Origin of the sequence: Vandammella animalimorsus (genome assembly GCF_002285285.1) — a bacterium.
In the GTDB taxonomy this organism is placed as follows: Bacteria; Pseudomonadota; Gammaproteobacteria; order Burkholderiales; family Burkholderiaceae_C; genus Lampropedia; species Lampropedia animalimorsus.
This window is the reverse complement of the sequence record NZ_NSJF01000007.1, coordinates 74,893-96,620: the sequence shown is the minus strand read 5'-3', so window position 1 is coordinate 96,620 and position 21,728 is coordinate 74,893. Positions and strand designations below refer to the sequence as shown.

The 21,728-nt window shown below is 67.3% G+C and carries 15 protein-coding genes; 7 read left to right on the top strand and 8 right to left on the bottom strand.

Features of this window, described 5'->3' with window-relative positions; genetic code table 11:
• Positions 1-255: 255 nt before the first annotated feature.
• The 3 genes from CK620_RS12460 to CK620_RS12450 all read left to right on the top strand — a co-directional run bounded on the left by CK620_RS12460 (position 256) and on the right by CK620_RS12450 (position 3,025).
• Positions 256-1,371, top strand: coding sequence for an acyltransferase family protein (locus CK620_RS12460; protein WP_095550568.1), 1,116 nt, complete (start codon positions 256-258; stop codon positions 1,369-1,371).
• Between the two features lie 45 nt (positions 1,372-1,416).
• Positions 1,417-2,148: a bifunctional demethylmenaquinone methyltransferase/2-methoxy-6-polyprenyl-1,4-benzoquinol methylase UbiE gene (gene ubiE / locus CK620_RS12455; RefSeq protein ID WP_095543098.1), complete on the top strand. Its 732-nt coding sequence runs from the start codon at positions 1,417-1,419 to the stop codon at positions 2,146-2,148.
• A gap of 73 nt (positions 2,149-2,221) precedes the next feature.
• A complete protein-coding gene (locus tag CK620_RS12450) occupies positions 2,222-3,025 on the top strand; it encodes a ProQ/FINO family protein (protein WP_179290656.1) in 804 nt (267 codons plus the stop codon).
• Between the two features lie 141 nt (positions 3,026-3,166).
• Here CK620_RS12450 and CK620_RS12445 read toward each other — a convergent pair whose 3' ends face one another.
• On the bottom strand, positions 3,167-3,814 hold the full coding sequence (locus tag CK620_RS12445; RefSeq protein WP_143326099.1) for a DUF4124 domain-containing protein: 648 nt from the start codon (positions 3,812-3,814) through the stop codon (positions 3,167-3,169).
• A gap of 164 nt (positions 3,815-3,978) precedes the next feature.
• Positions 3,979-4,692 (bottom strand): orotate phosphoribosyltransferase, encoded by a 714-nt coding sequence (gene pyrE / locus CK620_RS12440; protein WP_095550565.1) that lies wholly within the window; start codon positions 4,690-4,692, stop codon positions 3,979-3,981.
• Between the two features lie 22 nt (positions 4,693-4,714).
• Between pyrE and CK620_RS12435 the strand changes: the two genes are divergently transcribed.
• Positions 4,715-5,536, top strand: coding sequence for an exodeoxyribonuclease III (locus CK620_RS12435; protein ID WP_172424495.1), 822 nt, complete (start codon positions 4,715-4,717; stop codon positions 5,534-5,536).
• A gap of 24 nt (positions 5,537-5,560) precedes the next feature.
• Positions 5,561-6,643: an alpha/beta hydrolase gene (locus CK620_RS12430; RefSeq protein WP_095550564.1), complete on the top strand. Its 1,083-nt coding sequence runs from the start codon at positions 5,561-5,563 to the stop codon at positions 6,641-6,643.
• A gap of 72 nt (positions 6,644-6,715) precedes the next feature.
• On the opposite strand, the gene CK620_RS12425 is transcribed toward CK620_RS12430, so the two are convergent.
• Positions 6,716-7,930, bottom strand: a complete 1,215-nt coding sequence (locus tag CK620_RS12425) for a M20 aminoacylase family protein (RefSeq protein ID WP_095550563.1) — start codon at positions 7,928-7,930, stop codon at positions 6,716-6,718.
• Positions 7,931-8,104: 174 nt separating this feature from the next.
• On the opposite strand from CK620_RS12425, the gene CK620_RS12420 reads away from it, so the two are divergent.
• A complete protein-coding gene (locus CK620_RS12420) occupies positions 8,105-9,331 on the top strand; it encodes a DUF445 domain-containing protein (protein WP_095550591.1) in 1,227 nt (408 codons plus the stop codon).
• Between the two features lie 63 nt (positions 9,332-9,394).
• Here the strand turns inward: CK620_RS12420 and CK620_RS12415 are convergent, their stop codons facing one another.
• From CK620_RS12415 to CK620_RS12405, 3 genes are all read right to left on the bottom strand, one after another.
• Entirely contained in the window at positions 9,395-10,375 is a 981-nt protein-coding gene (locus CK620_RS12415; RefSeq protein ID WP_095550562.1) for an AEC family transporter, read from the bottom strand.
• 64 nt (positions 10,376-10,439) lie between these two features.
• The gene (locus CK620_RS12410; protein WP_143326098.1) at positions 10,440-15,248 is read right to left on the bottom strand and encodes a translocation/assembly module TamB domain-containing protein; all 4,809 of its coding nucleotides are present in this window, start codon (positions 15,246-15,248) and stop codon (positions 10,440-10,442) included.
• Between the two features lie 65 nt (positions 15,249-15,313).
• Entirely contained in the window at positions 15,314-17,248 is a 1,935-nt protein-coding gene (locus CK620_RS12405) for an autotransporter assembly complex protein TamA (protein ID WP_179290655.1), read from the bottom strand.
• 293 nt (positions 17,249-17,541) lie between these two features.
• Here CK620_RS12405 and CK620_RS12400 point away from each other — a divergent pair, with 293 nt between their 5' ends.
• Positions 17,542-18,633, top strand: coding sequence for an acyltransferase family protein (locus CK620_RS12400; RefSeq protein ID WP_179290654.1), 1,092 nt, complete (start codon positions 17,542-17,544; stop codon positions 18,631-18,633).
• A gap of 166 nt (positions 18,634-18,799) precedes the next feature.
• Here CK620_RS12400 and CK620_RS12395 read toward each other — a convergent pair whose 3' ends face one another.
• Both CK620_RS12395 and CK620_RS12390 read right to left on the bottom strand, forming a co-directional pair.
• Positions 18,800-20,353, bottom strand: coding sequence for an MFS transporter (locus CK620_RS12395; RefSeq protein WP_095550590.1), 1,554 nt, complete (start codon positions 20,351-20,353; stop codon positions 18,800-18,802).
• A gap of 69 nt (positions 20,354-20,422) precedes the next feature.
• A complete protein-coding gene (locus CK620_RS12390; protein ID WP_095550558.1) occupies positions 20,423-21,643 on the bottom strand; it encodes a CaiB/BaiF CoA transferase family protein in 1,221 nt (406 codons plus the stop codon).
• Positions 21,644-21,728 lie beyond the last annotated feature (85 nt).

The following is a 21,728-nucleotide window of genomic DNA, read 5'->3' as shown; positions in this document are numbered from 1 at the left end:
CTCCACCCAACGATTGCAAGCAAAAATTGCAGCCCCTGACTGGCCTTGACTCTGGTGCCTTGTTGCTGCAATCACAGGCCCTTGTTCAGCGCCCTCAGCCCAGGCTCTACCCGGCCCACCACAGGTCCATGCTTGCTGATCCAGCGACAAGGGAAGAGGCGGCATGCACCGTTGGCAACGGCCCTGTTGGCATCAACAAACAACCAACACTTTGTTGCCAAGGCACTACAAGGCCATTGCTCGATAATTGGCCAGATGCATGTTTCCTCCTCAGGTGCGCACTTTGCTGCGCTGGATCACGTCCGGGCGCTGGCGGCGCTGTTGGTGGTGACCTGGCATTTTCTGCACGGCCAGCATGGGCAGCCCGTGCCGTTTGAAGGGGCGCCGGCCTGGTGGCCGCTGGCCCTGTTCGATGAAGGGCATACGGGCGTGGCGCTGTTCATGAGTTTGAGCGGCTATTTGTTTGCCCGTTTGCTGGAAGGGCGGCGGGTGGATTTCCCGCGCTTTTTGTTCAACCGTCTGCTGCGCCTGCTGCCGCTGCTGTTGCTGGTGATGCTGCTGGCTGGGCTGCGCATCGTCTGGCATGGGGGCGATGGCATGGCCTATCTGCAGGCGCTGCTGCGGGGTTTTTGGCAGCCAACCTGGCCCAACGGCGGTTGGTCGATTGCGGTGGAAATGCATTTTTACCTGCTGTTGCCGCTGCTCTTGGCCTTGCAGGCGCGCTCGGTGTGGTGGCTGTGGGCCTTGCTGGCCCTGGCGCTGGCAGGGCGCGGCCTGCTGTGGGCCTGGGATGGCACGGTGCAGCACCTGGCCTATTTCACGTTGGTGGGGCGGATCGACCAATTCTTGCTCGGCATGCTGGCTTGCCGTTGGCGCGGCCATTTGGCCGGGCGCCATGGCCTGGCCGCTGCCGTGGCTTTGGCCTTTTGCCTTTTTTATTGGTGGTTTGATGCCAGCGGCGGCTTTTACCAGCGCCCCAGTTACCCCTCACCTGGGCGGCTGTGGATTGTGCTGCCGCTGATCGAGGCCCTGGCCTATGCAGTGCTGATCGCCTGGTACGAGGCCAGCGTGCGCCCCAGCATGCGCGGGCCCAGCTGCTGGCTGGCGCGGGCCGGGGCGTATTCGTACTCTGTGTATTTGCTGCATTTCTTCATAGTCTTCGATGCTGCGCGCTGGGTGCATGCACACATCATGGACATCAGCAATTTTTACGTGGCCTGCCTTTGGGCGCTGCTGTTTTATGGGTTGATGCTATTGCCTGCACACTGGAGCTACCGCTGGGTGGAGGCCCCTTTTCTGCGCCTGCGCGTGCCTTATATCAAGCAGGATGAGCCCTCGTCGCCCGCATCCCGCGCATCGCGCCGTGGATAATCCGCCTCACTGCACAACCTTTTTGAGCTTTGCCACCGCTTTGCCATGAACACGACCCATTTTGGCTTTCAGACTGTCAATGAAGAGGAGAAGGCCGGCAAGGTCCGCCAGGTCTTCGATTCCGTCGCCCCGAAGTACGACGTCATGAACGATTTGATGTCGGCGGGCCTGCACCGCGCCTGGAAGGCCTATACCGTGCTGGTCGCCAATCTGCGCGAGGGGCAAAAGGCGCTGGACATCGCCGGCGGCACAGGCGATCTGGCCAGTGCGTTTGCCAAGAAGGTCGGGCGCAGTGGCCTGGTGGTGCACACCGACATCAACGAGGCCATGCTGCGCACCGGGCGCAACCGCCTGCTCAACCGAGGGCAAATCCTGCCGACGCTGGTGTGCGATGCTGAGCATCTGCCTTTTGCGCAGGACCAGTTCGACGTCGTCAGCGTGGCCTTCGGTCTGCGCAACATGACGCACAAAGACTTGGCGCTGCGCGAAATGCAGCGCGTGCTCAAGCCTGGCGGCAAGCTGCTGGTGCTGGAGTTTTCACGTGTGGCGCCGCCATTGCAAAAACCCTATGACTGGTATTCGTTTGCGGTACTGCCCCGGCTGGGGCAATGGATTGCGGGCGATTCTGAGAGCTACCGCTATCTGGCTGAATCCATCCGCATGCACCCCGATCAGGCCACGCTCAAAGGCATGATGCACGAGGCCGGCTTTGGCCATGTGGACATTCACAACCTCACTGGCGGCATTGCTGCACTGCACGTCGGCATCAAGTGCTGATGCCTCTTGCATTGCCCGCCAACAATCGCTGCCAACACCACTCATCGGCTCAATCGCCCCAAAAACCCACGCCATGCCGCACTCTGCCTTTGCCCCCGCGCCCGAAGGCGCAGCCACATCCATTCCAGCTGCTGCAATTGCCGCCGCTGACGCCCAGACCAGCCCGACTCCGTCCGCTCGGGCCCAGCGGGGCAAGCCTGGTCGCAACACCGCCGCGCACGCGCTGTTGGCCGAGCTGGCGCAACGCTACCCCAAGCTGTTTGGCGAGCACCCGCTGCCGCTCAAGCGTGGCATCTTTCAGGACTTGGTGAACGCCCATCCAGAGCTGGAGACCGAGGCTCTCAAGCAAGCGCTGGGCCTGCATACACGCTCGCAGCGCTATTTGCAGGCAGTGGCCAACAACCAGGCGCGGCGTGATTTGCAGTTGCACGCCGTCGAGCCCATGGCGGCAGAGCACAGCTTCCACGCCCTGGCCGAGCTGTACCGACGCAAACAGCGCCGGGCCGCACAGGCTGCGCAGGAGTCGCAGCGGCCGGCCCTGCAAGAGCAGGCACGTGAATGGTTCATGCAGCGCCTGGGCAAGGCCATCGAGCGCTCAGGCCTTGCGGCACAAGCCTATGCCCAGGCCATCCAAAGCCGAGACCCAGACATCCAGGCCATGCTGCAGACTGCCATCGAACAGGCCACGTTGCAGGCTGCACGCGAGCAAGCCATGCTGGAGGCTTTCGAGGCCAGCGGCGCCGAACTCGCGCAGTTTGCCGAGATGTATGGACAAACTCTCCAGGCCACCGAGCACATGCTGATGCGCGCACGCCTGCGGCGCCTGCCCGCGCCCGATGCAGCGCCCGGCGTTGAAGCCGCGCCGCCTGCAGGCTGATTGCCCCTTGCCAGGAGAGGCCTGCACACACGTCATCGCCGAACCACCCAGCAAGCCAAGACAAAGCCCCTTTAAAGGGGCTTTGTTTGCTCCTAAGCCAGAGCGCTGACTAAAAAGCGAAGCAAGCCAGTAGCCATCAGATTATTTCGCCACCCACAGGCGCTTGAGCTCTTCAAGCTCGGCATTGAATTGGCGGTCAATGCGGGTTTCCTCTTCGCGCTTGCCGTCGATGAAGCGCTGCTGTTCTTCAGTTTCCTTTTGGTTGGTCTGGAACTGACGGCGCAGGATGGCAGGCGCCTTTTTCATATCGCCCTGGTAAAACTCCAGCTCCTGCTGCAGGCGCTGCTTTTCTTCTGCCAGATGCTTCAGGCGCAGCTCACCGCCTTTAATCACATCGCGCAGTGTCTGTTTGGCGCTTTCGCGCGCTGCGTTGTGGGCTTTTTCATCGGGGTAGCGCGCCATCAGCACGCGCTCTCGCTGGCGCTGCTCGCGCACGCGGCGCTGCTCATCCTTGAGGGCCTGCTCGCGCGCGCGGATGACCTTGAGCTCTTCTTCGGTGTAGCTGGGCGCGCGCGTGCCCTGCTGGTGGCCGGTGACGCCATCGAGAATGCGCTGCTCACGGTCAATGCATTCGCGGATCGGCCGATCCGAGGTCAGCGTGCGGCCGTTGACCACACAGGTGTAGATACGGCTGCGCTCCTGCTGCTGCGCCGCCACCTCCTGCCACGGCAGCAGCAACATGCCCAGCGCCCAGACTGGAATGGCGGCGAGAGAATGCAATTTCTTCATGGCGTTTTGCTTGTCATTGTGTTTTTTGCAAATGGCGCTGCGCAGGCCCACACACCTTGCGTGGCAACGCTTAAGAAAGGCCTGCACGGATCGCGGCGGCGTGCGCTTCTGCGGATTCAGGCCCCTGCTTCGTTGCCCGCCGTGCCGAGATTTTGAACAGACCCTTATACCCCGTAGCGCTGCCGGTAGGCCAGCACCGCCTCATGGTGCTGGCGCAGTTGCTGCTGCGCTGCCGTCTGGGTGCCGCATTGTTCCAGAAAACCCAGGATGTCGCCCAGCCCCGCCACGGCACACACCTGCACACCCAAATGCTGTTGCACGTATTGCACGGCGCTGTAGGGCACGTCATGGCCATTTTCGGTGGCCATTTCCTGGCGATCCAGCGCGATGGCCAGTGCATGCGGCGTGGCGCCGGCGCTGCGGATCAGGGCCATGGCCTCGCGCACGGCCGTGCCTGCGGAGATCACGTCATCGACGATCAGCACCCTCCCCTGCAGCGGCGCGCCCACCAGCGTGCCGCCTTCGCCGTGGTCCTTGGCCTCCTTACGGTTATAGGCATAGGGCACGTTGTGGCCCAGGCGCGCCAGCTCCATGGAGACTGCCGCCGCCAGCACGATGCCCTTGTAGGCCGGGCCGAACACCATATCGAACTCGATGCCGCTGCGCACGATGGCGTTTGCATAGAATTGCGCCAGCCGCAACAGCTTGCGGCCATCATTGAACAGGCCCGCATTGAAGAAATACGGGCTTTGCCGCCCCGCCTTGGTGGTGAACTGGCCAAAGCACAGCACACCGCTTTCGATGGCAAATTGCACGAACTCATGCGCGGCCTGGCCGGCATCGGCCTGGGCCTCGGGGGGGGAGGGGCGATTACTCATTCACTGTCCTTTGCACGCTTGCATGCCCAACGATTTGTTCCAGCTCACCAGCCTCAACCTCAATGGCATTCGCTCGGCCGTCAGCAAAGGGCTGGTGCCGTGGCTGGAGGAAAAGCGCCCGGATTGTATGTGTGTGCAGGAAGTCAAGGCGCAACTGCCCGACCTGGAAAAAGCCCAGCTGACCTGCCTGGCGGGCATGCAAGGTTACTTCCACCTGGCACAGAAAAAAGGCTATTCGGGCGTAGGCATCTACACGCGCCACACGCCCAGCGACGTGCGCTACGGCTGGGATCAGGGCGAGTTTGACGCCGAAGGGCGCTGCATCGAACTGCGCTTTGACACCCCGACGCGGCGCCTGTCCATCATCAGCGCCTACTTTCCCAGCGGCTCATCCGGCGAAGAGCGTCAGGCGGCCAAGTACCGTTTTCTCGATGGCTTCTTCCCCTATCTGAACGCCTTGCAACGGCAGCGCGAGTTCATCCTGTGCGGCGACATCAACATCGCGCACCAAGCCATTGACCTGAAAAACTGGCGCAGCAATCAGAAGAACAGCGGCTTTCTGCCCGAGGAGCGGGCCTGGATGACCAAGCTGCTGAGCGAGCGCGATGAGCACCGCGAACCGCTGGTGGACGTCTACCGCACGCTGCAGCCCGAGGCCACCGACAGCTGCTACACCTGGTGGAGCAATCGCGGCCAGGCCTACGCCAACAACGTGGGCTGGCGCCTGGACTACCACCTGGCCACGCCAGCGCTGGCCGCGCAGGCGCGCACCGAGTCGATCTACAAAGGGCAGAAGTTCTCCGACCACGCACCGCTGACCATCGGCTACGCGCTGGCGCTGTAAAAGCCTGTTCTCACATTCACCACCATGCCCAACAGCCCCCTTGCCACCGCCCTGCCCTTTACCGCCTCACGCCGTGCCGCCTTGCGCATTGGCCTGGGGCTGGGCGCCGGCCTGGCTTTGAGCGGCTGCGCAGGCCCGCGCCCACCCATGTCCTCAGCAAGCCCCCTGCCCTCGCCCCACCCCCTGGCCGATCTGCCCATGCACCCAGCGCGCATCGACGGTGCTGGCTGGTTCGATTGGGAAGACCACGCCAGCGGCCAGCGCTGGCGCATCTGGTTGCAAATGCCCGAACAACCCGCCCCGCCCGAGGGCTACCCGGCGCTGGTTGTATTGGACGGCAATGCCATCTTCCCGCTGGCGGCGCAATGGGCGCGGCTGCAGCAAACGCGCCCAGTCTATGTGCGCGGCCAGCCCAGCGTCATCATCGGCATCGGCCACCCAGGCGATGCTTTGTTCGATGCCACCAGCCGCCGCCGCGACTACACCCCGCCCGCACCAGGCGTGCAGGCTCCCGAAGGCGGCGCTGATCGCTTGCTGGATTTTCTGGAGCACGTGCTGTTGGCCGACTGGGCGCAGCGCCTGCCGCTGAACAGGCAGCGCCTGGGCCTGTTCGGCCATTCGCTCAGCGGGCTGTTCGTGCTGCATGCGCTCTTCACCCGCCCGGCGCTGTTTGGCCAGTATTACGCTGCCAGTCCTTCGATCTGGTGGCACGACGCCTACCTGCTGCAAGAGCAGGCCCGCTTCACGCAGCGCTATGCCAGCCACTACGGCGGCGCACAGCCCAGCGGTCAGGCTCAGGTGTTCCTTTACGCAGGCTCGCTCGAAGAGCCCAGCGCCCAAGGCCGCCCGGCCCATGCGCCGCCCACCGGCCAGCGCCACACGGTGCGCCTGCAAATCACCCGCGCGCGCGAGATGGCCCAGCAACTGGCCGCGCTGCGCTGGCCTGGGCTGCAGGCCCAGTTCCAGCTCTGGCCCGACCTGACGCACGGCGACACCATGATGCCTTCGCTGATGCAAGCCGTGGCCAACACCAGCCGCCCCGCGCAGTGGAAGGACGCCGACTACGGCCTGCAGCCGCCGCAGGCCAGCGGCGCCTCCGGGCGCTGAAAGTCCGGCCCCGGCCCTAAAACACCACGGGCGCCTCAAGGCGCCCGGTGCATGTTCCATCCAGTCAAACCATTACTGACTGGCCTGCTCGGCAAACCAGCGCTCGGCCAAGCGCACCCAGTAGCTGCCGCCCAGCGGGATCAGCGCGTCGTTGAAGTCATAGCTGGGGTTGTGCAGCAGGCAAGGGCCCACGCCATGGCCCTCCACGCGGTGCCCGCCATCGCCATTGCCGATAAAGCAATAGGCGCCGGGCTTTTCCAGCAGCATGAAGGAGAAATCCTCCGCCCCCATCGACGGCTCTTGTACCAGGGTGTGCTCGGGGCCGAGCATGTCGTGCATGACGCGCTGCGCCAGCGCCGCCTCGGCCTCGCTGTTGACGGTGGCCGGGTAATTGCGCTCGAAAACGAACTCCACCTCGCAATCGAAAGCGCTGCCGATGTCCAGCGCCAGCTTGCGCATGCGCGCCTCGACCAGGTCCAGCACCTCGGTGCGGAAGGTGCGCACCGTGCCGTGCAGCTCACAGGCATCGGGGATGACGTTGTTGGCCTCGCCGCCATGCACCATGGTCACCGACAACACGGCCGTGTCCAACGGCTTGACGTTGCGGCTGACGATGGTCTGAAAGGCCAGCACCATCTGGCAGGCCACGGGCATCGGATCCACGGCCAGATTGGGCATTGCGGCGTGCCCGCCCTTGCCACGGATGCGCACGCAGAATTCGTTGGACGAAGCCATCACCGGCCCGGCGCCCACAGCCATGCTGCCCACCGGCATACCCGGCCAGTTGTGCATGCCAAAGACCGCATCCATCGGGAATTGCTCGAACAGGCCCTGCTGCACCATCTCCCGCGCGCCGCCGCCGCCTTCCTCGGCCGGCTGAAAGATCAAATACACCGTGCCGTCGAAATCACGGTGGCGGCCATGCGCCCAGTGCGCCGCCGCTGCCAGCAGCATGGCCGTATGGCCATCGTGGCCGCAGGCGTGCATCTTGCCCGGCGTCTGGCTGGCGTGCTCAAAGGTGTTGAACTCTTGCATGGGCAGCGCGTCCATGTCGGCGCGCAGGCCGATGGCCTTGCCGCTGGCGCCGCCATCGCGGCCGTGCACGATGCCCACCACCCCGGTCACCCCCAGGCCACGGTGCACGGGGATGCCCCACTGCGTCAGGCGCTGGGCGACCAACTCGGCCGTGCGGTGTTCTTCAAAACCCAGCTCCGGGTGGGCGTGGATGTCCTTGCGCAATGCCACCAGCTCCTGCGCCTGGTCAACGATGGAATCAATCAGCTTCATAAATCAGAGGGGTGTCTCGTGGAGTCAAGAGCCTGCTCGAAGGCTTGGCGCACGATACCACCATTGCAATGCCAGCACCGCCTGGCGGCCATTGCTGCGGCCGCAGCAGGCTCTGGCAAGATGCGCCCCTGCGCCCCCTTGCCCACCACACCGCCACTGCACCATTTTTCAGCCATGCGACATTCCATTGCCCTGTTCCTGCTGCTCATCGTCACCATCACCTACGTCGTTGCCACTGCCTTGAGTGCACAGCACCCGGCCTGGCCGTATGTGGCAGCCTTTGCCGAGGCCGGCATGGTCGGTGCGCTGGCCGATTGGTTTGCCGTCGTGGCACTGTTTCGCCATCCCATGGGCTTGCCCATTCCTCACACGGCGGTGCTGGCCAAAAACCAGCAGCGCTTGGGCACGGGCTTGGCCGATTTCCTAGACCGCAACTTCCTCAGCGGCCAGCATGTGCGCGAGCGCCTGCTCCGCTGGAATGCTGCGCCCTGGCTGGCGCAATGGCTGCAGCAACCAGACAACGCCCGCGCGCTGGTGCAGCCCATGGTGGCCACGGCGCAATTTGGGCTGACGGCGCTGGACGACGAGCGCGTGCGCAGCTTCTTCACGCGCAACGTGCGCACCGCACTGCAGCAGATCGACGTCTCGCACAGCAGCGCCGCAGTGCTCGATGCGCTCACCGCCGAACAGCGCCACCAGAGCCTGCTCGACGAAATGCTGACCCAGCTGGCCGGCGTGGTCGAAAGCGACAGCGCCCAACAGCACATCACCCAGGCCATTGCGCGCGAGCTGCGCGCGCTGCGCTACCTGGCGCTGGACCAGGCCGCCGCGCGCCTGACCACACGCAAGATCGTCGCCGCCATCGCACGCAACCTGGCCGAGATGGGCGAGTCGCCCGAGCACCCGCTGCGCCAGCGCCTGGACCGCGCCGTGCGCGACTGGATCGAGCGCCTGCGCAACGACCCGCAGCTGCAGCAAAAAGCCAACCAGGTGCGCGATGACCTGCTGCAACACCCGGCCCTGAACGAGTATCTGCAGGCGCTCTGGGGCGACCTGCTGCGCTGGCTGGAGCGCGACGTGCAGGACCCGCACTCCAGCCTGCACCAGCGCCTGATCGCCGGCATCACCCACCTGGGGCGTGAGCTGCAAGACAACCCGCAAATGCAGCAATGGCTCAACGCGCAGGTGCAGGAGCTGGGCCCGCAGATCGTCGAGCGCTACCGCCCGGCCATCCGCCGCTACATCAGCGAGCGCGTCGGCCAGTGGGACACGCGCGAGCTGATCGAGGAGGTGGAGACCCACCTGGGCCGCGACCTGCAATACATCCGCATCAACGGCACGCTGGTGGGCGGCCTGGTGGGGCTGGTCATCCACACACTCACGCAGTGGGCCATGGGCTGAGCGCCTGCCCAGAGCCGCTCGGCAAGGTCTGCTCGAATCCAGCCGGACAGTGCAACGCTGCGCCTATGGCAAATAAGGCACCAAGGCCATGACCAGCGCCACCGTGGCCACGCCCAGCATGGTGGACATGGCAATGGCGGCGGTGACTTCCTCCTCGGCCACGCGGTAACGCATGGCGTACAGGTAAACGTTGGCGCCAATGGGCAGGCTGGCGGCCAGCACCATCACCGCAAAGGGCACGCCGGCAAAGCCCAGGGCCAGCCCCAGCAGCGCCAGCACCAGCGGGTGCAGCAGATTCTTCATCAGCATCAGGCCCAGCGCCACGCGCCAATGGCCGCCCAGGGCCGTGCCCGCCAGGCTGATGCCCACCAGCAGCAGCGCCACCGGGCCAAAGGCCGCGCCCAGCAGCTGCAGCGGCCGGTCGATCACACTTGGCAGCTGCAGGCCGGTCTGCGCAAACAGCAGGCCGCAGAGGATGGGCAGCGGCACCGGGTGCAGCAGCGAGGCCCGGCCGGCGCGCGCCACCGTCAGCGCCAGCTTGCGCAGCCGCGCCGGCCAGTGCAGCGCAGCGGCCGCGCTGCCGTCTGCAGCGCGCTGCTGTTCGGCCAGCACGGCAAATTCCAACACCACGGTCACCATGGTCAGCATCACGAAAGCGTGCAGCGAGACCAGCGCAAACAGCGTCACCAGGCCCTGCTGGCCATAGGCCAGGCCCACCAGCGGCACGCCGATCATCAAGGTGTTGGAAAAGGTGGCCGCCAGGCCCAGCACGGCGGCGCGGCGCGTCAGCCCCAGGCGCCAAAGCACTGCGCCAAACACCAGCCACATGGCGCCGAAGTACACCAGCACCGGGCGGAAGTCGATGTCCTGCACGCGCACGCCGCTCATGGTGCGAAACAGCAGCGCCGGCGCCAGCACCAAAAACACCAAATTGGACAAATCCTTGGTGGCCGCCGCGCCCACCCAGCCCTTGCGGCCCACGCAGTAGCCCAGGGCGATCAGCAGCACCACCGGCAGCAGCGCCTCGAAAACGGGATGGGTCATGGTGCAGGGGCGTTGTTGGTGGCAGCCCTGCCGCAGCAGGGCTTGGTCGTAGGCTGGGTGTGGCTCAGTCGTAGCTGATGGTGTAGATCAAATCCACCGCACTGGTCTGGCCCGTTTGGCCGCGCGCCGTCAGCCGCCGCGTGATGTCATAGAACACGTACAGCGTGCTGGCAGCGCCTGACAGACCGGCCTCGTAGGTGATGTAGAGCTGGTCAGACAGGCGCTTGCCGATGGAGACCCCGCTCTGGCTCAGGCCCACTTCGTCAAAGCCCAGGCCACCGGCCAGGCTGTCGCCCACGCTGCCAGCGAGCAAGCCCAGCGCCGCCTGCTGCATGGCGTTGCCGCCGCCCGAACCCGCGCCCGGCGCACGCCCCAGCACGACCCAGGACAAGGCCTCGGACTCGGGCAGCGAAGGCTCGGAGTACAGCCGCACACGCGGCGCCTGCGCCGTGCCGGTGACGCGCACGCCGGCGCGCACGTCGATGTTCGGGCGCACCGCCAGCATGTCGATGGAGGGGTTGGCGTACGGGCCATTGAAGCGCACCACGCCGCGCTCCACATTCAGCGCCTGGCCCCAGGCGCGGTAACGACCCTCGTCGGTGCGAATCTCGCCGACCACGCTCACCGGCCCTGGCCCCTTGGCAGTGCTGGTCACGGTCAGATTGCCTTCCAGACGCGTGGTGATGCCATAGCCCTGCAATGCGAAGTCGCGCCCCAGGTCAAGCTGAATGCGCAAATCCATGGGCTTGGCCGTTTTCAGCTGGCCGCGCGGTTGCTCGCCCTCTTCCTGCTCGGCCTGCTTCTCGGCCCGTTCTTCAGCCCGTTGCTTCGCACTCTTGGGCGCGACCTGATCTTGCGGCACGCCACGGCGCACCACCAGCACGTCGTCGCCCAGCACTGGCGCTTGGGATTCGGGCAAGGTGATGGCAGCGCGATCGACCCGCACGTCGCCGCGCACGCGCAGCGCGCCACCAGCCAGCGCCGCCTGCAGCGTGCCGCTCAGGCTCATTTGCCGATCGTTGCGCACCAGCACCTGCATTTGCTCCAGCTGCGCCTTCACATCCAGCGCCAGGCCCGTGCCGGCTGCCCCGGCTGCGCCCACGCCACTCCAATCGAGCACGCCGCTGGCCACCATGCGGCCGCGCTCCACCGGCGCGGGCGTGCGGTTGCCGCTCAGGCCGGGCACGTAGGCATTGCTGCCCGTGCCGCCGTGCAGCACCAGCTCTTCGATCTGCAGGCGACTGCCCTGGAGCTGGGCCTCAAGGCGACCATCGTGCAAGTCCACCCCATCGAGCACCGAGCGCACATTGAGCTGGCGCGCCCGGATGGGCCCCTGCAACTGCGGCGCCTGCAGCGTGCCGGCCAGCCGCACGTCGGCCTCCAGCGCGCCGGCAATGCGCCAGCCCAGTGGCGCCAAGCCAGCCCAAACGCCCAAATCCTGCACCTTGGCCTGCACGCGGCCGTCCAGCGGCGCATCGGCTGGCAAGGCCCAGCCACCGCCCTGCTGGGCCAGCCGCGTCTGCACCTGCGCCTGCACGGTGCCGGCGCGCTCGGTGTCCCAATCGAGCGTGGCCTGCAACTGCTCACCCTGCGATTGCAGGCGCAGCGCCAGATTCTTGATGCCTGCGGCCACGCCGCGCCGGCGCGGTGCGTTGCTTTGCACCGTCGTGCCCGGGGCCACAGCCGCTGCGGCTTGCGCGGCCGATGGCTCGCCCAGCCACAGCTCGCCGCTGCTGCGCTGCAGCGCGGCCTGCACGCGCAGCTGCTGGCCCATGTCGATGTCCCAATTGCCTTGCAGCACCAGGCTGGAGTGCAGGCCCGCAGCCTGCAAGGGGCGCTGCTGCGGCAGCAGCGCATCGACCCAGCCAACCACCAGGCCGCTGAACTGGCCGCGGCTTTGCAACTGCATGGCGCCGCCTGGGCGCTGCTGCCATTGCAGCGGCTCCCAGCGCAGCTGCAGCGCCTCGCCCTGGCGGGCCACCTGCGCCGGCGGCGTCAGGCTGGCCTGGCCGGCCGTGGCATCCACGCGCAGCGCCTGGCCGTTTTGCAGCTTCAGGCGCAGGCCATCGGCCACTTGCAAGCGCCAGGGCCCGGCCTGGCCGGGCAGCGTGGCAGCCGCGCCCAGTTGCTCGATGGCAATGTCCCAGGCGGCAGTTGCGCCGCCTGTGGCCTGGGCCTGGCTCATGCGCGCACGCGCATCCAGCACGGCCTGCGCATCGTTGGCGCGCACATCGCCATGCAAAGCCAGCGTGGCGGCAGCCAGATTGCCTTCAAGCTGCAGCTGCAAGGCCTTGATGGCCAGTTGCGTGCCTGGGGCCTGGCCGGCTGACCTGGCGGGCGTTTTCTTCTGAGTTTTGCCTTTGGCCTTGGCTTGGGTTTGCGCGGGGCTGTCGGCCGCGGGCAGCACGATGCGCAGGCCCTGGCTGTGCGCCTTGGCAGCCAGGCGCAGCTGCGGATGGGCGGCGGGCTTTTGCAGGCCTTGCAGCCACTGCTGCCAGCCGCCATTCCAGTCGGCCTCGAACTGCAACGCGCCTTGGGCCTGCAGCGGCGGCAAGGCCGCACCGACCACGGGCAGCCCGCGCAGCCAGGCCAGCAGTTGCTCGGCCGAGGCCACCTGCAGCGCCAGCTTGCCTGCGCCCGTGGCCTGCTGCATGGCCGTGTCGGCCTGCAGGCTCAGGCCAGGCGCGCTGGCGCTGAGCACGGCCTCGATGCGCTCGGCCGCAGGCAAGGCCACCTGCAGTTTGCTGGCCTCGACCTTGGCGCCCAGCGCGTCCAGCTGCAGCTGCTGCACGTCCAGCAGCTGCGGTTGCCAGCGGCCTTTGGCCTGGATGGTGCGCACGGCCCAGGCTGCGCCCGGCCCAGCCTGGGCCGCGCCAGTGCCACGAATGTCGGCCTCGAAGGCGATGTCCTGCTCCAGCTGGCCCTGGGCGGAGAACGCCCCGCTCAGGCTGGGCGCTTGCGCGCTGGCCAGCTCGCCGTGCACGGCCTGCAGCGGCAGTTGCTGCAGCTCGCCTTGCACGGCCAAGGCCTGGGTTTGCGGCGCGAAGTGGCCTTGCAGTTGCAGGTGCGCCGGCCCGGCCTGGGCCGCAGTCTCCGCGCTGGCGGCAGCGGCGCCAAAGTGCGCCTGCAGGGTTTGGACGCTCCAGCGCTCGGGCGCGATCTGCAGTTGCGTCAGCAGCTGCGCCAGTGGCAGGCGCTGCCGATCCAATGGCCCAGCCTGGGCGTTGCGCAGCTCGGCGTCGATCTGCCAGGGCGATTGCAGCCAATCGGGCTGCGCGCCATGTGGTGCGCCATCTGGCGCCTGGGCCAAGGGTGCGCCTGGGGCCGGGCGCAGCTTGACCTGGCCACCCAGGCGCGTGTGCGGCAGGCTGGCCTGCAGGGCCTGCAGATCAATGGCATGCAGCGCCAGATCCAGCTCGGCCGTATTCCAGCGCTGCGGATCGGCCTGGCCGCTCAGTTGCAGCCGGCCGGCTGGGGCTCTGCCTTCGAGTTCCACGGTGGCCTGTTCGATGCGCACGGCCTCGGGGGCATAGTGCAGCAACGCGTGCAGGCGGCGCACAGGCAGCCGCTGCGCATCCCAGTTGCCGGGCTGGCGGTTGTCGATTTCGGCCTGCAGTTGCCAGGGCGCGGCCCACGGATCTTGCGCCTGCGCCGCCGGGGCTGGGTTTTGCGGCGCCAGCGTCAGCGTGCCGTACAAATCGGTGGCCGGGGCCTGGGCATGGAAGGCCTGGGCGTTGAGGTGCGCCAGCTGCACGCGGCTCTGGCCCAGCGGCAGGCGGCGCCAGGGGTGGATCTGGGCCTGCAGCTGCAATTGCGCCTGCGCTGCGGCGCTAGCGGCTGGCTTGACCGCTGGCTTGGCTGGCGTCTTGGCCGCTGTTTGGGGGGCCGAATCTGTGGCCGCCGCAGCTTGCGGGGCGCTGGTCTGCGCGGCCTTGCTCGCCTCTGCTGCCGTCTCTGCTGCCTCCACAGCCCAGGCGGCCAGCAGATCGGCCGGGGCGCTGGCGGTGGCGGCGCGCTCCTGCGCCTGCAATTGCAGGCGCAGCTGGGCATCGGGCCCGCCGGCCAGCGTGCCCTCGGCCGTCAGCAGGGCCTGCATGGTCTGCGGCGTCTGGGGCACCACGTCGTGCAGCCAGGCGCCCAGCGTGGCCTGTAGATCAAGCTGCTGGGCGTGCAGCCGCACCAGGCCCTGAGCCTGGCTTTGGCCATAGTGCAGGCTGTGCAGCTGCAGCGCGTGCCAGGGCGCGTCATAGCGGTAGTGCGCGCGCAGGTTTTGCAGCACCTGCATCTGGCTTTGGCCTGCGGCATCAACGGTTTCGATCTCCAAAGTCTGCACCTGCAGCGGCAATTGCACGCTGCGCAGCGGCAGGGCCAGAGAGTCGGGCATGACAAAGGGTTGCTGCTCAGGCGGGGGCGGTGCATCGGGCTGGGGCGTCAGGCGCACATGCAGGCGCTCGGCCTGCAGAGTGCGCACGTGCAGCGCGCGGCCCAGCAGTTCGGACAGCGTCCAGTCCAGCCGCAGATCGTCGATGTGCAGCGCCACGCCGGGCATTTGCCACTGCAACGTGCCGATCTGGCCGCCGCCGGTGATGGAGCCTTGCGCCTGGCTGTAGTCAAGCGTATGGCCGGCAGGCAGGTAGCGCTGCGCCAGCGCCAGCGCGCGCGGCAGCGAGCCATCGCGGCTGGCCCACCACCACAGCCCGCCCAGCGCCAACGCCAGCAACAGCACCAGGCCCAGCAGTAGCCACAGCAAGGCGCGCAACCAGCGTCGGCGCGGGCGGCGCGCTGGCTGGCCGGCGGCCGGGGCCGCAGGCACGCGGCCCGCGGCGATGGAGGGGTCAGTGGGCGGCGCATCCGCCCGGGTGTGATCGTTCATCATTCAAGCGCCAGGCGGCGCAGCGTGGCGTGGCCCTGGGCCATGCGCCGCGCTGCGCCGCTTGTTCAGAAAGTAAAGCCCATGCGCAGGTGCAAGCGCAGCTGCTGCTTTTTCAAGCCGTAGGCGATGTCTGCCTGCATGGGGCCAACAGGGCTGTTCCAGCGGATGCCCGTGCCCAGGCCGGTGTAAAGCGCGGAGCGGCCGGAGTGATCGGCCACCGTGCCCATGTCGAGAAACACGGCGTGCTCCCAATCGGCGCTGTTGCCCATGAGCGTGATGGGGCGCTGCCACTCCAGGCTGCCAATGCCCATGTAGCGCCCGCCGTAGAGCTTGCCCGCCAGCGAGCGGGTGCCGATGCTGTGATAGCTGTAGCCGCGCACCGTGGTGTCGCCGCCGGTGAGAAACAGCAGCGCTGGCGGGATTTCCACATCGTCATCGGCCAGCACCGCGCCCAGCTCGCCGCGCAGCGCCAGGCGGCTGCGGCGCCCTGCGGCATTGCGCTCGCCCATGGGCCAGAAGTACATGCCGCGCAGGTGCAGGCGCAGGAAGGGGTCTTGCGAGGGCGTCAGCGTCATGCCCAGGCCAGCCTGCGCGCCCAGGCCGTAGCCGCGCGTGGGGTTGCTGTCGTTGTTGAAGTAGCGCCCGGTCCAGGCGTAATTGGCCATCAGCGCCGATGCGCTGCCCGGCGCATCGCCGCCTTCGAGCCGGCCCATGTCGTACTGCAGGTAGTAGCGCCGCTCGATGTGGCCCACGGACTTGCTGCGCCCGCCCACCAGCGCCAGGCTTTGGGACTTGAAATCGCCGGCATCGGCGCGCTCCAGCGCCGCGCCCATGTACCACGACCAACCGGCGCGGTTGGGCATGGCCGTCCACTGGGTCGAAGCCTTCTGGTTCTTGGCGTCCAGCGCGATTTGGCTGAGCGCGCGCCAGCCCAGCGGCCAAAGCCGGTTGTGTGTGTGGTCGAACGACAGGCGCGGCCCGGCATCGGTGCTCAGGCCCAGGCCGAACACGGCCTTTTGCAGCTTGGCCTCGCGCAGCTGCGCAATCACCGTGGCGTTTTCGGGGTCGCTGTTTTCGGTGTCGAGCATCAGAAATGCCGACTCGAAATAACCGCTGCTGGCCAGGCGCTGCTGGGCGTCGAGCAGCACGTCCTCGCTGTAGTCTGCGCCGAGGGGCAGGCGCACGATGTTGCGAATGCCCTCGGCGTCGTAGCGCTGCACGCCGGTGAGCTTGAGCTGGCCAAAGCGGTACAAGGGGCCGGCGTCATAGGCCACGTGCAGGGTGGCGCGGTTGTCATCGGCGTCAATGCGCGCCTGGCTGTGGGCGATCTGCGCCGTCGGGTAGCGCCGGCGCTGCAGCACGCGCAGCCCCTCGCTCTTGGCGCTGTCCCAAGCCGACTGCGTGAAGGCATCGCCCGGCTTGAGCGACCAGCGCCGCTCAATGCGCTCGCGCTGCGGCTGGGCCTGGGCATCGCTGGCCATGGGCTCGGCAAATTCGATGCGGTGGCTGGCCACCGTGGTCTGCGGCCCCGGATCGACCTCGATCACGATGCGGCGCGGCGCCTGCTCCTGGCCTTGCTCCACGCGCAGCTCCAGCTGTGGATTGAAATACCCCAGCGCAGCGAGCAAATCGCGCGCATTGGTGTCGGCCTCGGCCATCAGCCGGTTGAACTCCAGCTCGCGCAAATCCGGGAAATGCACATAGCGTTGCAACGCCAGGTGGCGCTCCAAGTGCTTGGCAATGTCGCGCTGGCTGCTGCGCACCTGCACCGTAAAAGACAGTGGCGCCTGCGCGCCCTGCTGCAGCTCGGCATCGTCGGCAGCTGCATCGTCGGCCGCATCGGCCGCCACATCCGTAGCGCCGCCTGCGGCAGCATCGGCGGCAGGCTGGGCACTGCCTTGGGCTGCGTCCATGGTCGCATCGGTCATCGCTTCGGCGCCGCTGCTGCGGCGCTGGGCGGCGGGTGGGCTGAAGGCCTCTGCGGCAGCGCCTGCAGGCACGGCCTGGGCTGCGACACCTTCCGTCTGGGCCTGCCGCGGCTGCTCAGACAGCGCGCCACACGCTGTCAACACCAGCGCAGCGACGCCTGTCAGGGGCAAGCAAGCCCAGCGCTGCACGCTGGCCTGAGCGCCCCGTGAAAAAAATACACCTTTCATGGCCCCGTATTCTGACACTGGCCACCCGGGCATGCGGCCGCGCCCGGCAAAGGGCCTGTGCGAAGGAAGTGAACCCCATTCGCAACGCGATAATGTCCGCCATCCCCAGCACCCGCAGCCGGCCCAGAACCCGCCCAATGATCCACAACATCCAAGCCCTGCGTTTCGTGGCCGCTTTTCTGGTGGTCATGCACCACACGCTGCCGCCCAACATCCACCCGGCGCACTACGCCAGCATCCCGGCCTGGTTCACCGAGATTTCCCGCTACGGTTTTGCCGGCGTGGACATTTTCTTCGTCATCAGCGGCTTCATCATGGCCCAGACCACGCGCGGCCTGCAACCCGGCCTGGCCAGCGGCATGCGTTTTACGCTGCGGCGCTTTCTGCGCATTTACACCGGCTACTGGCCAGCCTTCTTCCTCACGCTGGGCTTGAGCATCTGGCTGGGCATCTTCCAGGGGCCAGAGATCAGCCGCCTGGGATCCTTTCTGCTGCTGCCGCAGCAACACTACCTGCTCAATGTCTCATGGACGCTGAGCTACGAGCTGTATTTCTACTTGCTGGTTGGCCTGATGCTCTGCCTCACGCGCCGCCATGCCGCGCTCGTCATGGGGCTGCTGTTTGTGGCGCTGGCCGTCTTCGTGCTGCTGGCGCACCGCGCCGGCATGTACTTGCCGCAGCACTACGACGGCCTGGCCTTTTTGCCGCAGGTCTTTCTGACCTCGCCGCTGGTGCTGGAGTTTCTGGCCGGTTTCCTGCTCAGCGAATACCTGCATCGTTTTCCGCGCCAGCCGGTACTGCCCTGGCTGCTGTTGACGCTGTGCGCCATCGCCGCCAGCGTCTGGTACCAGAAGTGGGGCGGCCTGCAGGGCGTGGGCATGGCCGCCTTTCTCTATTACCCAGAGCGCGTGCTGTGCTTTGGCACGGCCTCGCTGGGTCTGGTGGCGCTGGCGGCCATTTTGCCGGCCGGACGCCACTGGCTGCTGCGGGGCATGCAGCGCCTGGGCGATGCCTCCTACGCGCTGTATCTGCTGCACATCCCGCTGCTGGTCATCCTCTACGGGCTGTGGTTCCCCAAGATCCCCGGGCTGCTTTGGATCGCCGGCGGCAAACTCAGCCTGCTGAGCTACCTACTGCTGTGCATCGCCGCCGCCTGGCTGTACCACCGCTGGATCGAGCGCCCGCTGCACCGCTGGACGCAGCGCCTGCTGCCCACGCAAAGCGCCTGAAGCGCCAGGCCCTAACAGGCTGCTGAAATACTGAATCGACAGGCGGAAAAGCCCCAGACTTGCCGCCTCAAGCCATCGTAAGTCGTTGATTTATGGTCGGCGAAGGGGAACTGAGGGCATCTGTTGGATGTTTTTCGCCCATCTTCGGCAGTATTTCAGCAGCCTGCTAAGCGCTGTCAGCCGGCAGCGCGGGCCGCCACAGCCACAGCGCCAGCAAGGTGGCGGCCAGCAGCGCGGCGCTGGCGCTGGCCACGGCCACAAAGGCGCGCTCGAACGCGGCGCTGGCCGCTTGCTGCAGCGCATCCGCCCAGGGCGCTGGCAAGGTTTCGGCGGCCAGGCGCGCCTCATCCAGACTGTCGTAAATCTGCGGCAGGGCGGCGTATGCGGGCGCATCGGGCAAATGCAGGCTGGCGGCGTACACCGCCGTCATCAGGCTGCCCAGCAGCGCCACGCCCAGCAGGCCGCCCAGCTCGTAGGAGACTTCCTCCATCGACGCGGCCATGCCGGCCTTGTCCTCGGGCGCGCCAAGCATGATGGCCGATGAGGCCCCCGTCACCGCCACGCCATAGCCGCCGCCCAGCAATGCCAAGGCCACCACCAGCGGCCAGCCCATGCCCTGATAAAGCGCCAGCGTGCCCAGCAGCCCGGCCATGCACACCGCCATGCCGCCGAGGATGACGGCGCGCGGCCCGCCCCGCCCGGCCAGCGCGCCCGCCAGCGGCCCGGCGACGAATGAGGCCAGGGCCATGGGCAACATGTACAGCCCGGCCTGCAAGGGGCTGAGCGCGCGCACCAGTTGCAGCCATTGGCTGAATACGAGCTGGAAACCGATGAAGGCGATGGAGCACATCAGCGCCGCTGCCACGCCGCTGCCAAGCCCAGGCAGGCGCAGCAGGGAAAAGTCGATCAACGGATGGGAGATGCGCTGCTGGCGCCGCACGAACAGCCACAGCAGCGCCAGCCCCACGACCGCAGCCAGCGCCAGCTGCGCCCAGGGCGGGCGCAGCTGGGCAGCAGCCTGGATGGCATAGGTCAGCCCCAGCATGCCCAGCAAGGCCAGCAGCGAGCTGGGCCAATCCCACACAGCGCGAGCCTGGCCTGCGCCCTGGCGCTGACGATCGGGGCCGATGACGGCAAACACCAGCCCCAGGCTGAGCAGCACCACCGGCACATTGATGAGAAAGGCCGAACCCCACCAAAACCGCGTGAGCAAAAAGCCCCCCAGCACCGGCCCCAACGCCGCGCCGCCCGAAGCAACGGAGGCCCAGATGCCAATGGCCAGACCGCGCTCGCGCTCATCGACAAACGTCAGGCGGATCAGCGCCAGCGTGGCGGGCATCATCAACGCCGCACCGCAAGCCAGCGCAGCGCGCGCGGCAATCAACGAGGCCGCGCTGGGCGAGTACGCGGCCCACACCGAGGCCAGGCCAAACAGCGCCAGCCCGGCCGCAAACACCCGCCGGTGGCCCAAGCGGTCGCCCAGCGTGCCCGTGCCCGGCAGCAGGCCGGCCACCACCAGCGGGTACATGTTGACGATCCACAGCTTTTGCGCCGCGCTGGCGCGCAGCTCGTGCGTGAGGATGGGCAAGGCGGTGTAGAGCACCGTCATGTCGATGACGATGAGCAGCAACGCGCTGGAGAGCACCGCCAGCGCCAGCCAGCGCCGCGCGTCGGGCTTGTCCGGCCCTGCGGCCGGGCCAGGGCGAAGGGGCTTGTTCATCATCGGACTCCGGGTTTCAAAAATTATGGCTGTGGCCTTGGCTCACCCACCCAGCTCACACACACTCGATCACACCACGCCCCGTTCGCGCAGCGCAGCAATGGCGGCGGCATCCAGGCCCAGCTCCTGCAGCACGGCCTCGGTGTGCTGGCCAATGGCTGGCGGGGCATGGCGGTTTTGCACGGGCGTGGCCGAGAGCTTGATCGGGCAGGCCACCTGCGGCACCTGGCCGAGCTGGGCATGGGGCAACGTGAAGGCCATGCCGCGCGCCTGCACTTGCGCATCGGCAAACACGCCCGAGAGCGTATTGATGGGGCCGCAGGGCACGGCCTTGGCCTCCAGCGCGGCAATCCACTGGGCGGTGCTACGCTGGCGGGTGAGGGCTTGCAGCAAGGGGATGAGCGCGTCGCGGTGCTGCACGCGCTGGGCGTTGCTGGCAAAGCGCGCATCGGCGGCCAACTCGGGCGCGCCCGCTTCGGCGCAAAAGCGCTGGAACTGGCCGTCGTTGCCGATGGCCAGAATCATGTGGCCGTCGGCGGTGGGGAAGTCCTGGTAGGGCACGATGCTGGGGTGGGCATTGCCCAGGCGGGTCGGGTCCTGGCCGGTGGCCAGGTGGCCCAGGGCCTGGTTGGCCAGGCAGGCAACCTGCACGTCCAGCAGCGCCATGTCGATGTGCTGGCCCTGGCCGCTGTGCTCGCGCCAGGCCAGTGCGGCCAGGATGGCGTTGCTGGCGTACAGGCCGGTGAGGATGTCGGTCAACGCCACGCCCACCTTCATCGGCCCGCCGCCGGGCTCGCCATCGGGGCGGCCGGTCACGCTCATCAAGCCGCCCAGGCCCTGGATGAGAAAGTCGTAGCCCGCGCGCGGCGCGTAAGGGCCAGTCTGGCCAAAGCCAGTGATGGAGCAATAGACCAGCCGTGGGTTGAGCGCAGCCAGGCTGTCGTAGTCCAGCCCGTACTTTTTCAGCCCGCCGACCTTGTAGTTCTCCAGCAGCACGTCGGCCTTGGCGGCCAGCTGGCGCACCAACGCCTGGCCCTCGGGCTGGGTGATGTCGATGGCGATGGAGCGCTTGTTGCGGTTGGCGCAGAGGAAGTAGGAGGCGGTGTCACTGGCCTGGCCCTGCGCATCCTGCGCCCAGGGCGGCCCCCAGTGGCGCGTGTCATCGCCCTGGCCGGGGCGCTCGACCTTGATAACATCGGCGCCCAGGTCGGCCAGCAGTTGCCCGGCCCAGGGCCCGGCCAGGATGCGCGAGAGATCGAGTACGCGGATGTGCGAGAGAGCGCCTGTCATGGTGGAGTCCTTCCTTGTTGGGCAGGAAATGAAAACGGGCGGCCTGCGCCGCCCGGAACGACCAGCGCCTGCGGCAAGCGCAGGC

Coding starts and splice junctions, on each gene's coding strand:
- CK620_RS12460 (WP_095550568.1), top strand. CDS start 256: ATGCATGTTTCCTCCTCAGGTGCGCACTTTGCTGCGCTGGATCACGTC.
- CK620_RS12430 (WP_095550564.1), top strand. CDS start 5,561: ATGCCCAACAGCCCCCTTGCCACCGCCCTGCCCTTTACCGCCTCACGC.
- CK620_RS12425 (WP_095550563.1), bottom strand. CDS start 7,930: ATGAAGCTGATTGATTCCATCGTTGACCAGGCGCAGGAGCTGGTGGCA.
- CK620_RS12395 (WP_095550590.1), bottom strand. CDS start 20,353: ATGAACAAGCCCCTTCGCCCTGGCCCGGCCGCAGGGCCGGACAAGCCC.
- ubiE (WP_095543098.1), top strand. CDS start 1,417: ATGAACACGACCCATTTTGGCTTTCAGACTGTCAATGAAGAGGAGAAG.
- CK620_RS12415 (WP_095550562.1), bottom strand. CDS start 10,375: ATGACCCATCCCGTTTTCGAGGCGCTGCTGCCGGTGGTGCTGCTGATC.
- CK620_RS12410 (WP_143326098.1), bottom strand. CDS start 15,248: ATGAACGATCACACCCGGGCGGATGCGCCGCCCACTGACCCCTCCATC.
- CK620_RS12435 (WP_172424495.1), top strand. CDS start 4,715: ATGCCCAACGATTTGTTCCAGCTCACCAGCCTCAACCTCAATGGCATT.
- CK620_RS12400 (WP_179290654.1), top strand. CDS start 17,542: ATGATCCACAACATCCAAGCCCTGCGTTTCGTGGCCGCTTTTCTGGTG.
- CK620_RS12450 (WP_179290656.1), top strand. CDS start 2,222: ATGCCGCACTCTGCCTTTGCCCCCGCGCCCGAAGGCGCAGCCACATCC.
- CK620_RS12445 (WP_143326099.1), bottom strand. CDS start 3,814: ATGAAGAAATTGCATTCTCTCGCCGCCATTCCAGTCTGGGCGCTGGGC.
- CK620_RS12420 (WP_095550591.1), top strand. CDS start 8,105: ATGCGACATTCCATTGCCCTGTTCCTGCTGCTCATCGTCACCATCACC.
- CK620_RS12390 (WP_095550558.1), bottom strand. CDS start 21,643: ATGACAGGCGCTCTCTCGCACATCCGCGTACTCGATCTCTCGCGCATC.
- pyrE (WP_095550565.1), bottom strand. CDS start 4,692: ATGAGTAATCGCCCCTCCCCCCCCGAGGCCCAGGCCGATGCCGGCCAG.